Annotated in this window: 16 protein-coding genes; 14 read left to right on the top strand and 2 right to left on the bottom strand. The window is 37.5% G+C overall.

Translation table 11 applies throughout. From position 1 onward, the window contains the following. Positions 1-220 precede the first annotated feature (220 nt). From ACM9J1_RS00935 to ACM9J1_RS00875, 13 genes are all read left to right on the top strand, one after another. A complete protein-coding gene (locus ACM9J1_RS00935) occupies positions 221-1,432 on the top strand; it encodes a site-specific integrase (protein ID WP_415579960.1) in 1,212 nt (403 codons plus the stop codon). Between the two features lie 618 nt (positions 1,433-2,050). Continuing rightward, positions 2,051-2,410 carry a hypothetical protein gene (locus ACM9J1_RS00930; protein ID WP_415579959.1) on the top strand — a complete coding sequence of 120 codons (360 nt, stop codon included), beginning with the start codon at positions 2,051-2,053 and terminating at the stop codon, positions 2,408-2,410. Positions 2,411-2,880: 470 nt separating this feature from the next. Beyond that, entirely contained in the window at positions 2,881-3,150 is a 270-nt protein-coding gene (locus tag ACM9J1_RS00925; RefSeq protein ID WP_415579958.1) for an Arm DNA-binding domain-containing protein, read from the top strand. After that, positions 3,144-3,761, top strand: a complete 618-nt coding sequence (locus ACM9J1_RS00920; protein WP_415579957.1) for an HD domain-containing protein — start codon at positions 3,144-3,146, stop codon at positions 3,759-3,761. Before ACM9J1_RS00925 ends, ACM9J1_RS00920 begins: the two co-directional genes overlap by 7 nt. A 383-nt stretch (positions 3,762-4,144) precedes the next feature. Beyond that, positions 4,145-4,621, top strand: a complete 477-nt coding sequence (locus ACM9J1_RS00915; RefSeq protein WP_415579956.1) for a c-type cytochrome — start codon at positions 4,145-4,147, stop codon at positions 4,619-4,621. A 56-nt stretch (positions 4,622-4,677) separates the two neighbouring features. Beyond that, positions 4,678-6,654 (top strand): Sec-dependent nitrous-oxide reductase, encoded by a 1,977-nt coding sequence (nosZ, locus tag ACM9J1_RS00910; protein ID WP_415579955.1) that lies wholly within the window; start codon positions 4,678-4,680, stop codon positions 6,652-6,654. Positions 6,655-6,872: 218 nt separating this feature from the next. Then, positions 6,873-7,460 (top strand): hypothetical protein, encoded by a 588-nt coding sequence (locus ACM9J1_RS00905; protein WP_415579954.1) that lies wholly within the window; start codon positions 6,873-6,875, stop codon positions 7,458-7,460. A gap of 11 nt (positions 7,461-7,471) precedes the next feature. After that, positions 7,472-7,897, top strand: coding sequence for a nitrous oxide reductase accessory protein NosL (locus ACM9J1_RS00900; RefSeq protein ID WP_415579953.1), 426 nt, complete (start codon positions 7,472-7,474; stop codon positions 7,895-7,897). Further along, a complete protein-coding gene (locus tag ACM9J1_RS00895; RefSeq protein ID WP_415579952.1) occupies positions 7,898-9,130 on the top strand; it encodes a nitrous oxide reductase family maturation protein NosD in 1,233 nt (410 codons plus the stop codon). Next, positions 9,127-9,882: an ABC transporter ATP-binding protein gene (locus ACM9J1_RS00890; RefSeq protein WP_415579951.1), complete on the top strand. Its 756-nt coding sequence runs from the start codon at positions 9,127-9,129 to the stop codon at positions 9,880-9,882. The genes ACM9J1_RS00895 and ACM9J1_RS00890 overlap by 4 nt, the downstream gene beginning before the upstream one ends. Before the next feature lie 4 nt (positions 9,883-9,886). Beyond that, positions 9,887-10,654, top strand: a complete 768-nt coding sequence (locus ACM9J1_RS00885) for an ABC transporter permease subunit (RefSeq protein ID WP_415579950.1) — start codon at positions 9,887-9,889, stop codon at positions 10,652-10,654. Between the two features lie 2 nt (positions 10,655-10,656). Then, positions 10,657-11,031 (top strand): group III truncated hemoglobin, encoded by a 375-nt coding sequence (locus ACM9J1_RS00880; protein WP_415579949.1) that lies wholly within the window; start codon positions 10,657-10,659, stop codon positions 11,029-11,031. Continuing rightward, positions 11,028-11,471, top strand: a complete 444-nt coding sequence (locus ACM9J1_RS00875; RefSeq protein ID WP_415579948.1) for a CopD family protein — start codon at positions 11,028-11,030, stop codon at positions 11,469-11,471. Before ACM9J1_RS00880 ends, ACM9J1_RS00875 begins: the two co-directional genes overlap by 4 nt. Positions 11,472-11,475: 4 nt before the next feature. Here the strand turns inward: ACM9J1_RS00875 and nadB are convergent, their stop codons facing one another. Together nadB and nadA are read right to left on the bottom strand one after the other, a co-directional pair. Next, the gene (gene nadB / locus ACM9J1_RS00870) at positions 11,476-12,993 is read right to left on the bottom strand and encodes an L-aspartate oxidase (RefSeq protein WP_415579947.1); all 1,518 of its coding nucleotides are present in this window, start codon (positions 12,991-12,993) and stop codon (positions 11,476-11,478) included. Between the two features lie 2 nt (positions 12,994-12,995). Further along, positions 12,996-13,925, bottom strand: coding sequence for a quinolinate synthase NadA (gene nadA, locus ACM9J1_RS00865; RefSeq protein WP_415579946.1), 930 nt, complete (start codon positions 13,923-13,925; stop codon positions 12,996-12,998). Between the two features lie 161 nt (positions 13,926-14,086). On the opposite strand from nadA, the gene ric reads away from it, so the two are divergent. Further along, positions 14,087-14,839: an iron-sulfur cluster repair di-iron protein gene (gene ric, locus ACM9J1_RS00860; protein WP_415579945.1), complete on the top strand. Its 753-nt coding sequence runs from the start codon at positions 14,087-14,089 to the stop codon at positions 14,837-14,839. The last annotated feature ends 11 nt before the right edge of the window (positions 14,840-14,850 follow it).

Below are 14,850 nucleotides of genomic sequence, written 5' to 3'. Positions count from 1 at the left end.
TTCGAATCCCTCTTCCTCCGCTGGAACGGTGTTCTAAAGAACACCCGCAGGCTCAAAACCCTTTAAATTTTAGGATTTAAAGGGTTTTTTCATTTTGTGCTTGGTGTCAAAAAACACATCAAAGGTCAAAGGAAAGTTACCCTATTGGTTACCCTATCGATTTTCGAAAAAATAGGGTAACTAAATTTTGACAGATTGTGTAACTTTTAAGACTATACCTATGCTCAAAGTGATTTTCTACCTCAAGATTGACAAAGCAAAAACCAACGGCGAATGCCCAATTTTTGCACGTGTTGAGTTACCTAATCAACGGACCACCATCGCGACCGGTAAATACATAGAACCGGGCAGATGGAAAGAAACCGACAAACTCCGCGGCCTGCTTAAGATTGACAAGGAAAAAGTGATTAAACACTCACTTGAATTGTTTCGCCTTAATGTTGAAAAGAAGTATAACTGGCTGAGTCAAAATGAGCCAGGGTTCGAGATCCAGCGTTTAAAAGAAGAGGTTACCGGAAAAGTTGATAAGCCGAAAACGTCAGTAAAAGCCGTATTCGATGCACATAATTTATTCTTCTTGAAAAAGGTGCAAGCAGGTGAACGTGCAGATGCCTCGTACCAAAAGTATGAGCGTGCAAAAGAACTCCTGCTACAATTTGTAAAGAAGTACTACAACAACAACGACTATGAAGTCGAAAAAATCAATTCTGCCTTCATCGCCAACCTCGAATCCTTTTTACGCTATGAGAGCGACTACAAAGGCAAAATTGGCATCAAGAATAACTCGGTCGTCAAATACTTCAAAATGTTTAAGACCGCTTTTAATTACGCCATAAGACTTGAATTGATTCCGAAGAACCCATTCGACCTCTTTAATGGGAAGCTCTCAATCAAAGAAACCGTGTTCCTCACCGCTGATGAACTGTCTCGAATCACCAGCAAGAACTTCAAAATATCGAGATTAAACAAAGTCCGGGATATTTTCCTCTTTGGTTGCTACACGGGCTATCCGCCAATTGACGCAATGAAGCTGACCGAATCGAATCTTGTGGTTGACGGCAATGGAGACCTTTGGTTGAAAGCCAATCGAACGAAAACGCACATTAAAGAAAATGTACCCGTATTGCCGCCTGTCAAGGTGATTATTGACCAATATAAGGCTACAGGAAAATTGCTCCCCACAATTTCAAATCAGAAAATGAATTCGTATTTGAAAGAAATTGCCGACTTGTGCGAGATTGATAAGAACTTGACCTGGTATGTCGCAAGGCACACATTCGCAACTACGGTGACACTCGGCAATGGCGTCAGGCTGGAAAACGTTTCGGCCATGATGGGTCACACCAATATCAAGCAAACGCAACACTACGCAAAGATCCTCGACCACAATGTGATGTCGGATATGAAAAAGCTTTTTGCATTGTACAGCTAATTAAAATATTTAAACAAAAAAATATTTTTTTTAATAGTAGATAATTTTATCGTAGTCAAAACTTTTTGACATAGTTTGGTCACCACAAATAGTATAAGGGTTTTTTAAAGCTGAAAATCTAATCGATTTTTTCTTCAAAAAAAGGTCACGAAAAATAAATCTTTTTTTTAAGAAAAATNGACGCCCGTTAAATTGATGTGTTTTAGATTCGCAATGGTATAGTACTATTTATGATACAAAATTAAATCAGTTTTTTCATCAAAAAGTTACCCATTTAAGTTTACTGTTTTAGTTTCGGCTTAATGTAATATCAAAATGCTTAGACAATCAGACGATATTGTAATTCCATCTCTTGCCAGCATCAAAAAGCTGCTTGATCCGTTATATCAACGGCTCGATCAGATTGACATGAAGCTCAGTAAAGAAAAAATATCATCCGCAACAAAAAAAGGCTATTACAGAAACAAAGACCTGAAAGAGTTGTTTGGTTTTTCCAACAACACAATTATTAAGTATCGTGATCAAGGGATTCTACCATTTAAAAAATTTGGAGACGTCTATTTGTACGATATTGAAGTGATCGACGCAATTCTACAGAACAGCCAATCACATTAAGTAATGGGTTCAGAAAAAAAATATGACTTGTTGACAGGCGACGAATTTATCCCGAAAAGAAGTTCGCAAAAGTTCGCAACTCGTGAAAATGCAATTAAGTACAATAACCTAAAAGCCAAGGAACGGCGCGAAGAAATTAAATACGTCCAAGAACCATTAAGGAAGAATTTTCATTTTTTGAAAGAAGAGTTGGGTAACGATAAAGAAAAAGAGTTTCCTGTAGACTATTTACGCGGGGCCAAATATAATTTTGGTGTATTCACGCATTTTCGCACTGTAGGCGACATTTCTTATCCCTGCATATATCAGTTTATGATTGTCAAAATCAATAAAGAGAAGTTGAAATTTATCAGATATGACTAGTATAATAGATTTAGAACCTATGTCGGTTGTTTCAGTTTCTGAACTGTATAGAGAAAATGAGCAAATACGTGGCCAACTAAAAGGAATTCGGGCATTTGCAATTACAGCGGTATGCTTGGGAATTGCATTGACGATTGCTTACTACAATTTCAGACGAGATAAGGAAAAAAGCTTGGTGCAAAGCTAAATACTATACCGAGGTTTGGCGTCCCCGACTCCACAAAAAGAACTTCATTTTAGTTCAAAAGCCTGTAAATCGTATGATTTACAGGCTTTTTTGTTTTTAACCACTATTCAAATTACATAACAAATCGCAAAAAAAAGGTGTCCAATTCGGTGACCCGAAAAGATTGAAAATTCAGATCACCGAATTTCGTGACAACACCAGTAAAATAAGGTGTTCACAAAATGAACATCTTGCACCATTTGCAAATAATTAGTAATTTAAATAACTTCTAAAAGCCAGCAAAATGAAACACAAACTGTCAATGCTTTTTTACACTAAGAGCTCTAAAGCCACAAAAAAAGGCACTGTTCCAATTTATCTCAGAATCACGATCAATGGCGTACGTATTGAAATAAGCACTTCTAAATATATTGAACTTGCCAAATGGAACAAAGTTGCAGGTAAAATGAAAGGTACTACTGAAGAAGCCAGAACAATTAATAGCTACCTAGATATTTTAAAAAGCAAAGTATATGACATTGAAAAAGACATGGTAAATAACATCTTATGCTAACAGACATTTTTTTACAACTCGTCAAAAAATACACCAACAACCATGAGTTGTCAAATAACCTGTGGTTGGAAATATTCACCAAATATTCTGAGCCCAAAAGGCATTATCATACCATCGATCACCTTAAAAACATGCTTAGGGATTTAAATGAAGTAAAAGACAAAATTGAAGATTGGGACACCATCCTATTTGCAGTTTTCTATCATGATATCGTCTACAAAGCCTACAGCAATAGCAACGAAAGCGACAGCGCCAAACTGGCCATGCAAAGACTTTCTGATTTAGGCTATCCAGCTCCGAAAATCGCAAAATGTGCCAACATGATTCTGGCAACCAAACATCATACACTTTCGGACGACGATGACACCAATTACCTACTCGATGCAGATCTAGCCATCTTCGGACAACCCTCCGAGGAATATCAAAAATATTCCGAGCAAATTAGAGAAGAATATACGCTTTATGCAGATTTCATGTACAATTCAGGTAGAAAAAAAGCATTGCAAAATTTCCTTCAAATGGAAGCCATATTCAAAACAGACCATTTCCGAAAAAAATACGAAAAACAAGCAAGAATGAATATTACTAATGAACTTGATAGTCTGAATTAATATATCTAATGCTCTTCTTCATAACAAAGTCATCTATTATTCCCATGATCCGAAAAATAAATGAGCTTGCCCAGAGCGCAGTCGAAAGGTCACAATTCTTGATACAATAATGATACACTCCGCTAACGGCTTTAAAAGAATACTTTTGCTTTAACTATTGTTTGATGAAAGTCGATTTCCTTCGTCCTTTGTCCTCAATATCTCAAAATTTTGAAATGCAGCCATTTACTTCCTAAAATGTATTTCTTGTCATTACCAAACCTACCTGTTTTAGAGGGATTCTGATATAATTTTAAAAAAAACAAGCTGTTTTATGATTACGGTCATAAAACATAAGTTTATTCTATACAGACCTTTGAAGTATAATTCTAAACATATACATCATGAACAAACTACTAGTATTAATTACCGCGATGGCTTTATTTACTTCATGCGGTAAAAAAGAAAAATCAGAAAATGATTTCTCTAGACCAGCAACAGAAGAAGCAGCAACCACAGCGGATCCTTCTTCTTACGATCCAAAAAGAGGTGAAGGCAAATTTGACAACGTTGATTTAGGGGCTAATCTTGACCAAGCCATGGCAACCAAAGGAGAAGAAGTTGCTGGAGTGAAATGCACCTCATGTCACAAAACTACAGACGAAAAATTAGTCGGTCCAGGATGGAAAGGAGTCACAGAAAGAAGAAAACCAGAATGGATTATGAACTTCATCACGAACCCTGACCCAATGATTGACAAAGATCCAGAAGTGCAAGCACAACTCGAAATTTGCTTAGTTCGTATGCCAAACCAAGGATTGGCTGATGCCGAAGCCAGAAGTATTTTAGAATATATGCGTAAAAATGACGGCGTAAAATAAAAACAACAAACGGTCTTGTTGGGTGAAAGCAACAGGATGGTTTTAATTTCAATAGTATGAAAAATAAATTTGTAAAAGCAATGGTAATTCTGGTTTTAGGAAGTGCATTATTCACTTCTTGTAAACCCAAAAATTCAAGTGATGCCACCGTAGGTGATGCTGAAAAAGCATACGTAGCACCCGGAAAATATGACGAATTCTACAACTTCGTTTCTGGAGGTTTTAGTGGTCAGTTAAGCGTATATGGACTTCCGAGTGGAAGATTATTCAGAGTCATCCCTGTTTTTTCTGTAGATCCTGAAAAAGGTTGGGGCTATAGCGAAGAAACCAAACCCATGTTAAACACCTCGCACGGATTCGTGCCTTGGGATGATTTGCACCACACCGAAATGTCGCAAACTAATGGTGAAGTGGATGGACGCTGGGTTTTTGGTAATGCCAACAATACCCCTCGTATTGCGCGTATCGACTTAAAAACATTTAAAACCGCAGAGATTATCGAATTGCCTAACAGCGGCGGTAACCACTCTTCACCTTTCATCACTGAAAATACAGAATATGTCGTAGCCGGAACGCGTTTTAGCGTACCCGCAGATTATTCCGACGGTGATGTGGCCATCAATACTTACAAACAAAATTTTAAAGGACATATCAGTTTTGTGAAAGTGGGCAAAGAGGGCGAAATGGATTTGGCTTTTCAAATCGTAACGCCAGGTGTCAACTTCGACCTTTCGCATGCAGGTAAAGGAAAATCACACGGTTGGTTCTTCTTCTCTTGTTACAATACAGAACAAGCCAATACTTTGCTAGAAGTCAATGCGTCTCAAAAAGACAAAGATTTTATTATGGCAGTAAATTGGAAAAAAGCAGAAGAATACATCAAAGCTGGAAAAGGAAAAAAACAAGCTGTAAAATATGCGCACAACAAATGGAACGAAAAAACACATTCAGCCACTTCTGAAATCAAAACGGAGGTTCTCGTACTTGATGCAGCCGCGCTGAAAGACATTTGTTACATGATTCCATGTCCGAAATCACCTCACGGTTGCGACGTTGATCCAACAGGTGAATACATTGTGGGTTCAGGAAAATTAGCTGCTTTAATTCCAGTTTTTAGTTTCGATAAATTAATGTCAGCCATCCAAAGCAAAAAATTCGACGGAAATTACGGCGGAATCAACGTTGTAAAATACGAAGCAGCACTTCACGGTGAAGTTCAAAAACCAGGTTTAGGTCCATTACACACCGAATTCGACGGAAAAGGAAACGCCTACACCACATTCTTCGTGTCTTCAGAAGTAGTAAAATGGGACATCAAATCGCTTAAAGTACTCGATAGAGTCGCTACTTATTATTCTGTAGGTCACTTGTGTATTCCTGGTGGTGATTCTAAAAAACCTTTCGGAAAATACCTAGTTGCTTACAACAAAATTACTAAAGACAGATATTTACCAACTGGTCCAGAATTAGCGCAATCAGCTCAAATATTCGACATCAGTGGCGATAAAATGGAAATGGTACTCGATTTTCCAACCATCGGTGAACCGCATTACGCGCAAGCTGCACCAGCCGATTTAATCCGAAACAACGGTCAGTACAAATTTTATAAAATTGCCGATAACCAACATCCATACGTAGCCAAAGGCGAAAAAGAAGCCAAAGTAGTACGTCAAGGAAATCAAGTTCACGTCTACATGACTTCCATTCGTTCACACTTTGCTCCCGATAATATCGAAGGAATCAAAGTGGGCGACGAAGTATACTTCCACGTAACCAACCTCGAACAAGATTGGGATGTTCCACACGGTTTTGCCATCAAAGGTGTCGACAACGGCGAACTTTTAATCATGCCAGGTGAAACAACAACTCTTAAATGGGTTCCCAATAGAGTCGGCATTTTCCCAATGTATTGCACCGATTTCTGTAGTGCTTTACACCAAGAAATGCAAGGCTACGTTCGCGTTTCTCCAGCCGGAAGCAGCGTTCCTCTTACCTTCAGCGTAGGAACCAATCTGCCTAAAGCAACCAAATAAATAACCAAAACCTGCAAGGTTTTTATAACCTTGTAGGTTTCTTTTTCAAGAAGCTAATCCAGCTATACGTTCCAAGCTTTTTTGCATCAAACCATTTTTGTACGCTTTTAAAAAGCTTCCGTTGGTCGCTCTTTAAAAGCAACAAAAATTGGTTTTCTTCTTCAAAAGGCTTTCCACTGCTATCTGGGCTAGACATCCCAATACTAACAAAAAAAGTAATGAAAAAACCAACTATTTCAATACTATCCAAAGTGATATTATTGATAATTGCTGCCTTATTTGTAGGTTCACTTTTTGTTCCTCTTTGGCAAATCCAACTCGAAGCACCACAATATCCAGAAGGTTTAGTACTCCGACTCCATGCTAACAAAATCGGTGGCGACGTAGATATTATCAACGGACTGAATCACTACATCGGTATGGCAACCTTGCATACCGAAAACTTTTTTGAATTCGCGGTTTTGCCATATATCTTTAGTGGTTTTGCATTAATCTCAATACTCTTAATGGTCATTGCGAAAAGAAAAGCAGTTTTAGGATTCTTAATTTTCTACATCCTTTTCGTAGTATTAGCAGCCATCGATTTTTACAGATGGAATTATGAATACGGACACAACCTCGATCCAAACGCAGCCATAAAAGTACCCGGAATGGCTTATCAACCGCCACTAATCGGTTACAAACAATTATTAAACTTCGGAGCCTATTCTATTCCAGATACAGGTGGATGGTTTTTGACTGCTTGCGGACTACTCTTGCTTTTTATTGTGCTCAAAGAATACCAATTATTCCCTAAAAAGAAATAAATTGTACCCTTATGAAAATATTCCTCACCTTATTGACTACTTGTTTTTTGATGTCCTGTGGCGCCAAAGAACCGAAACCAATCAAGCTCAATGCTGATGACTGCGACTTCTGTAAAATGACGATTTCAAACGGTAAGTTTGCCGCACAATTGATTACGCAAAAAGGTAGACATTACAAGTTTGACGATATAGCATGCATGATTCAATTTGCAAAATCGAATACCGTTGTTCCGTATGAAGCTTTTTTTGTAAATGACTATCTAAAAGACAATTCCTTTATTCCTGTAGAGAAAAGTTTCCTGTTGAAAGGCGGCACAATCAATTCTCCGATGCGTGGCAATTGCGCTGCTTTTGCAACAGCCAACGAACAAAAAGAATTTCAAACCCAATTGCATGCGGAAGCCATGACTTGGGAACAAGTGTATAATTCCTATTAAATGAAAAACTTGCTATTGATAATATGCGCCTTATTTTTTTCCATAGTAAATGCGAAAACCATTGCTGTGGGCAACCAATTTCCGTGTAAGAAAATCAAACAAGCGCTACTGTTGGCGGTTGATGGCGATACGATTTTGGTGTATAAAGGAATTTACAAAGAGGGCAATATTCTAATCAATAAAAAAGTCGTTTTCATTGGCAAAAATTTCCCGACACTCGACGGTCAACAAAAATATGAAGTTGTTTCTATCAGTGCCGATAGCGTGATTGTCAAAGGATTTAGAATTATCAATTCAGGCTATGCATCACTTGATGATCCTTGTGGAATTAAAGTCTACGATCGCACCTTTGTCAAAATCGAAAACAATATCCTCGATAATAATTTCTTCGGAATTTACCTGCAAAATTGTAAAAACTGTCTCGTCAAAAACAATACAATAACCGCTTACGGCAAACAGGAACAACTCATTGGCAACGGTATTCACTGCTGGAAAAGCGACAATCTTCAAATCATAGCCAACAAAATTTCAGGCCATCGCGACGGTATTTATTTTGAATTTGTGACACAATCCATCATTTGGAGAAATATTTCCAATAAAAATATTCGTTATGGTTTGCATTTTATGTTCTCTAACGACGATGCTTACATCACCAATGTTTTCAAAAATAACGGTGCCGGTGTAGCAGTGATGTTTACCAAAAATGTCAAAATGTACAACAACTATTTTGAAGAAAATTGGGGCGATTCAGCTTACGGTTTACTGCTTAAAGAAATTGCCGACAGCTATATTTTTAATAACAAATTTGCACGCAATACGTCTGGAATTTACATGGAAGGCACCTCGCGTATTAAAGTTGAAAAGAATGTTTTTGAATCGAATGGTTGGGGCATGAAAATTCAAGCCAGTTGTATGGAAAATGAAATTGTAAACAATAATTATTTAAAAAACACTTTCGATATTAGCACCAACGGCAGCTTGGTTTTAAACACTTTCAATGCGAACTATTGGGACAAATACGAAGGCTATGATTTGGATAAAAACGGATTAGGTGATGTACCGTATCACCCGTTAAGTTTGTTTGCCATTTTAATTGAAAATACACCTTCAGCAATGTTGCTCTACCGAAGTTTCATGATAACACTTTTAGACAAATCTGAGAAGATTCTGCCCAGTATAACTCCGGATAATTTTATAGACAAAACGCCCTTAATGAAATCGCTGCCACTATGATTGAGATTAAAAATATCAGCAAAAAATTCGGCAAATTAGAAGTGCTGAAAAATATCAATCTTTCTTGTAAAAAAGGAGAATGTATTGCCTTAATTGGTCCTAATGGTTGCGGAAAAACCACGCTTATCAAGTCGATTTTGGGAATGGTTTTGCCCGATCAAGGCGCCATAGAATTCAATGGAAAATCAGTTTTAGGAGCACATTTATACCGTGAAAATATTGGCTATATGCCGCAAATTGGGCGCTATCCCGACAATATGACCATTGGTCAAATTATCGAGATGATCAAAAAAATCAGAAACACCAATCAAGCTTTAGATGAAGATTTGCTCAAAGCATTCAAACTCGAAAGCATGTTCGACAAACAAATGCGAACCTTATCGGGCGGAACCACGCAAAAGGTAAGCGCCGTATTGGCTTTTTTATTCAATCCAGATGTGTTAATCTTAGACGAACCAACCGCAGGTTTAGATCCGTTGGCTTCTGAGATCTTGAAAGAAAAAATCATCCAAGAAAAAGACAAAGGGAAACTTATTTTTATTACGTCGCATTTGCTCAGTGAACTCGACGATTTAATTACCGAAATTATTTTTATGCAAGACGGAGCCGTTTGTTTTCATAAAAAAGTAGCCATTTTAAAAGCAGAAACCAACGAAAATAAAATCTCGAAAGCTATTGCCAGTATTTTAAAACAACAATCGGTCAATCAGAATCATCAGGAATCTCACAAAGTTTTAAAAGCAATCCTTTAAAATCATGAACCGAATCATAAAAATCATATTACTCGACATTCTCAAAAGCAAAATTGTATTGGCATATACCCTAATTTTAGCGATTCTATCATGGAGTTCGTTTGCCTTAGAAGACAATTCAGCCAAAGGAATCCTGACCATTTTGAATGTTATTTTATTTACAGTGCCATTGGTTTCGATACTTTTCGCGACGATTTATTTGTATAACAGCGCCGAGTTTATCGAACTGCTGTTGAGCCAACCCATCAAACGCGGAAAAATTTGGATCAGCTTATTTCTTGGTCTTTCTTTTTCGATGATTTTGGCTTTTTTCGTTGGTGCTGGAATCCCACTATTGATCAACGCGCCTGACAGCATAGGCATGATGATGCTGATTAATGGCTGTTTGATTACGGTTATTTTTACCGCTTTGGCATTTTTGAGTTCGATTATCACTAGAGATAAAGCGAAGGGAATCGGCATTGCCATCATGACTTGGTTGTTTTTTGCTTTGCTTTTTGATGGATTGGTTTTGTTCTTATTGTTTCAATTTCAAGATTACCCAATAGAAAACGCGATGGTGGCGATTACGGCTTTGAGTCCGATTGACTTAGCACGTATTCAAATCTTACTGCATCTTGATGTGTCAGCGATGATGGGTTATACAGGTGCTATTTTTAAAGACTTTTTTGGCACTGCTATCGGATTAATTGCTTCTTTTGTATTGTTGGCTTTGTGGGCAATACTACCTTTTTTTATTTCATTAAAGAAATTTAAAACCAAAGATTTGTAACCATGAAAACCGACATTAGAAATAGAAAAGACATCGAAAAATTGGTCAATGCTTTTTACGATATTGTCAAAAACGATGCAACCATTGGCTATTTATTTAACGATGTAGCGCACGTGAATTGGGAATTGCATTTGCCTAAAATGTATGATTTTTGGGAAAACATTCTTTTTTATACCGGAAATTATGATGGCAATCCCATGGCCAAACACAAAGAATTACATGATAAAAGCACCATGACCAAAGCACATTTTCAGCATTGGATAGATTTGTTTAACAAAACGGTCAACTATCATTTTGAAGGACCGAAAGCCGAAGAAATAAAAAACAGGGCCATGAATATTGCTACCGCCATGATGTATAAAACATTGTCTTCATGAAGCATCAGTTCGTTTTAATAATACATCTTTTAGCCGCTTCCGTTTGGGTTGGCGGGCACTTATTCCTTAGTTTTAGGTTGCTGCCCGAAGCATTAAAAAAGAAAGAGGCATCGATCATCATCAACTTCAAAAACAAATTTGAACCGGTTGGAATGCCCGCTTTGGTAATTTTATTACTAACCGGAATAATAATGGCCTACGATTTTGGTGTTCCTGTTTCCGATTGGTTTTCGTTTGGAAGCCCGATTGAACGATTGGTTTCGCTAAAACTAAGCTTGCTGTTACTGACTTTTATCTTAGCCATCAACGCGCAACTTTTTGTTTTTCCAAAACTTACTTCCGACAAACTAAATCCGGTAGCTTTTCAGATTATTGCGGTTACCATGGTTGGAGTCACAATGCTAATTTTAGGCAGCTTCTTTCGATTGGGTGGCGTATAAAAGGCTATGTTTTCAAAAAACCACCGCGATTCTCGGTACGTGCAATAGATTGATCGACAATCAAAATTCCTGTATCAATCATATTTTTCAATTCATAAAAATCCTTATTGATTTGATGCTGTTCTTGCATTGCTGCCACTTCATTTTTCCAACTTTGAAGTTTGCTCTTTGCAACTAATAAATCCTTATCATGCCTAACAATACCAACCTTATTTTGCATTAAATGTTGCAAAGCTGCTTTTGTTTTTAAAATGTATTGTGGGTTAATTTTACAATCCTCATTTAACTTCCAATCCATAATTTCAGCACCATTAACGCCGTTTTTTGGAATTGACTTTATCAGGAATTCATAGATGTTGTGAGCATACACCAAAGCTTCCAACAACGAATTCGATGCCAATCGATTGGCGCCATGCAAGCCAGTTCGCGAACTCTCGCCACAAGCAAATAAATTATCAATGGTAGTTTTCCCATTCCTATCCACAGCAATACCACCACAAACATAATGCTGCGCAGGAAGTACAGGTATCCAATCTTTTTCGATAGCAATACCCAAATCTTTACATCGCCTGTAAATCATGGGGAAATGCTTTATAAAATCATCTGGGTTCAAATGCGTGCAATCCAAATAAACACACGATTCACCCGATTTTTTTAACTCGGTTTCAATGCTTTGTGAAACGATATCGCGAGAAGCCAAGTCGGCTCTTTCGTCATAATCCAACATAAATCGATTCCCTTTTTTAGTACGCAAGTAAGCTCCGAAACCGCGAACAGCTTCCGAAATTAAAAAAGTTGAAGTCGCATTTTTATCATACAAAGCCGTGGGATGAAATTGTATGAACTCCATGTCTCTAACCACAGCACCAGCTCTTTTTGCCATTGCGATACCATCGCCAGTTGCTACAGCCGGATTGGTGGTGTGACCATAAACTTGGCCTATTCCGCCAGTAGCCAAAAGCGTAATATCGGATTGCAAAGTCAATATTTCATTGGTTTTCTCGTTCAAAACATAAGCACCAAAGCATTGTTTTTTTTCTGAAATTAATTCCAATGCAAAATGAAAGTCAAGAATCTGAATATTGTTTCTGCTATTCGCTTGTGCTAAAATGGCACGCTCGATTTCAAAACCAGTTTGATCTTTATGATGCACTACACGGTTTTTGGAATGTCCGCCTTCGCGTCCTAAATCCAAATGACCTTTTGCATTCATGTCGAATTTGGCACCCCAATCTATTAGCTCTTGCAATCGTTTTGGTCCTTGCTTAATAACCATTTCAACGACTTCAACATTGCACAACCCGTCACCACAAATGAGTGTGTCTTCGATGTGTTTTTTAAAATGGTCTTCGGTGCGGTTTTGCACGACCGCGATTCCTCCTTGTGCATACTTAGTATTGGTTTCTTCCGCTGTAGATTTGGTTACAATGGTGATGATTTTGTCAGGAAAAAACGCTGAGATTTTGATGGCAAAAGTCAATCCTGCAATGCCGGAACCTATAATCAAATAATCGGTATGCATCCTCATTTGGATAATTCAAGCATGCGCTCGATTGGGATTAGTGCTTTTTCTCTAATGCCTATAGAAACTGTGACTTCCGGACTTTCGTTTTGCAAACAATCATACACTTTTTGTAATGTATTCATTTTCATAAAGCCACATTCGCTGCAAGCACAGGTATTATCCTCTTGCGATGGTGCTGGAATTAATATTTTTTCAGGAACCGCTTGTTGCATTTTGTATAAAATTCCAGCTTCGGTAGCAACAATAAACTTGGCAAACGGACTTGTTTTGACATATGCAATCATTCCTGAGGTCGAACCAATATAGCTGGCTGTTTCCAGAATGTGGGTTTCTGATTCGGGATGTGCAATGATTTTTGCATCAGGATGCAATCGATGAAGCGCAATCAGTTTGTCTAACGAAAAGGCTTCATGAACCACACAGGAACCATCCCAAAGCACCATTTTTCTTCCTGTTTTTTGATTGATATAGTTGCCCAAATTTTTATCGGGAGCAAAAATAATCGGAATATTTGTCGGTACAGAATTTACAATTTTTTCAGCATTGGACGAAGTACAAACAAGGTGACTCAATGCTTTAATTTCTGCGGAACAATTGATGTAAGTAATTACGATATGATTGGGATGCGCTTCAATAAATTTTTTAAAAATAAGCGGCGGACAAGAATCAGCCAACGAGCATCCGGCATTTAAATCTGGTAAAATTACTTTCTTATTGGGATTTAAAATTTTAGCGGTTTCTGCCATGAAATGCACCCCAGCAAAGAGAATGATCGCCGCATCAACTTGAGCCGCCTTTTGCGACAAACCCAAGCTATCACCAACATAATCAGCTATTTCTTGAATCTCAGGTGCTTGATAATAGTGCGCTAAGATTACTGCATTTTTTTGTTTTTTCAAATCGAGTATGCACTCTTTAAGTTTTTCCATGGTAACTTTTTATTAGGTAATTGCGTGAAATTCATAACACAAAACAAGAAATTGAATGCCATGCAAATTAAGTATTGAAAAACAAGGTTTTGTATGACTTAAGTCATATTAGCGAATAGTAATTAGTGGGTAATATTGAAGATAAATTAAATCATAAAAAAATGGAAACATTAGTAGAAAAAACAATCGGACAATACGTAGCAGACGATTTTAGAACTGCCGCGATCTTTTCAAAATACGGTATCGATTTTTGTTGTAAAGGCAACCGGACTTTAGCGGAAGCATGTGAAAAAAAACAAATAAATTCAGCAATCCTGGAAGAGGAAATCAATACCGTCTTGGATACTAAAAACAAGGAAAGGATTGATTTTAAATCCTGGCCATTAGACTTATTGGTTGAATATATTGAAAAAACACACCATCGTTATGTTCTAGAAAAATCTGCTGTGCTTTATAGATTTTTAGACAAACTGTGTAAGGTACATGGTGGCCGCCATCCTGAATTATTAGAAATCAACAACTTATTTATTGCAGGTGCTGGTGAGCTGGCAAAGCATATGATAAAAGAAGAACTGATTTTATTTCCGTTTATTAAAAGAATGGTCGAAACAAAATCTAAAAGTGAGTCCATAACAATGCCTCATTTTGGGTCAGTCGATAATCCCATAGCCATGATGAAGGATGAGCACACTATAGAAGGGGAACGATTCGCCAAAATTGCTGAATTGACCAATAATTATACACCACCCGCAGATGCTTGCGAAACCTATAAGGTAACTTTCGCCATGTTGCAGGAGTTTGAAGAAGATTTACACAAGCATATCCATTTGGAAAACAATATCCTTTTTCCAGGAGCGCAGATATTGGAAAAAAAGTTTACTATACTGGATAAATTATCCAATTCGTTACTGTAAATCTTAAGCTT

The sequence above is a fragment of the Flavobacterium longum genome, from assembly GCF_965137575.1.
Taxonomy (GTDB): Bacteria; Bacteroidota; Bacteroidia; order Flavobacteriales; family Flavobacteriaceae; genus Flavobacterium; species Flavobacterium longum.
This window is presented reverse-complemented; position numbering and strand designations above follow the sequence as displayed.

Excerpts from the sequence above, each read along its gene's own strand:
- nosZ (WP_415579955.1), top strand. The coding sequence starts at position 4,678 with ATGAAAAATAAATTTGTAAAAGCAATGGTAATTCTGGTTTTAGGAAGT.
- nadA (WP_415579946.1), bottom strand. The coding sequence starts at position 13,925 with ATGGAAAAACTTAAAGAGTGCATACTCGATTTGAAAAAACAAAAAAAT.
- ACM9J1_RS00905 (WP_415579954.1), top strand. The coding sequence starts at position 6,873 with ATGAAAAAACCAACTATTTCAATACTATCCAAAGTGATATTATTGATA.
- ACM9J1_RS00920 (WP_415579957.1), top strand. The coding sequence starts at position 3,144 with ATGCTAACAGACATTTTTTTACAACTCGTCAAAAAATACACCAACAAC.
- ACM9J1_RS00930 (WP_415579959.1), top strand. The coding sequence starts at position 2,051 with ATGGGTTCAGAAAAAAAATATGACTTGTTGACAGGCGACGAATTTATC.
- ACM9J1_RS00915 (WP_415579956.1), top strand. The coding sequence starts at position 4,145 with ATGAACAAACTACTAGTATTAATTACCGCGATGGCTTTATTTACTTCA.
- ACM9J1_RS00900 (WP_415579953.1), top strand. The coding sequence starts at position 7,472 with ATGAAAATATTCCTCACCTTATTGACTACTTGTTTTTTGATGTCCTGT.
- ACM9J1_RS00935 (WP_415579960.1), top strand. The coding sequence starts at position 221 with ATGCTCAAAGTGATTTTCTACCTCAAGATTGACAAAGCAAAAACCAAC.
- ACM9J1_RS00925 (WP_415579958.1), top strand. The coding sequence starts at position 2,881 with ATGAAACACAAACTGTCAATGCTTTTTTACACTAAGAGCTCTAAAGCC.
- ACM9J1_RS00880 (WP_415579949.1), top strand. The coding sequence starts at position 10,657 with ATGAAAACCGACATTAGAAATAGAAAAGACATCGAAAAATTGGTCAAT.
- ACM9J1_RS00895 (WP_415579952.1), top strand. The coding sequence starts at position 7,898 with ATGAAAAACTTGCTATTGATAATATGCGCCTTATTTTTTTCCATAGTA.
- ACM9J1_RS00890 (WP_415579951.1), top strand. The coding sequence starts at position 9,127 with ATGATTGAGATTAAAAATATCAGCAAAAAATTCGGCAAATTAGAAGTG.
- ACM9J1_RS00885 (WP_415579950.1), top strand. The coding sequence starts at position 9,887 with ATGAACCGAATCATAAAAATCATATTACTCGACATTCTCAAAAGCAAA.
- ric (WP_415579945.1), top strand. The coding sequence starts at position 14,087 with ATGGAAACATTAGTAGAAAAAACAATCGGACAATACGTAGCAGACGAT.
- ACM9J1_RS00875 (WP_415579948.1), top strand. The coding sequence starts at position 11,028 with ATGAAGCATCAGTTCGTTTTAATAATACATCTTTTAGCCGCTTCCGTT.
- nadB (WP_415579947.1), bottom strand. The coding sequence starts at position 12,993 with ATGCATACCGATTATTTGATTATAGGTTCCGGCATTGCAGGATTGACT.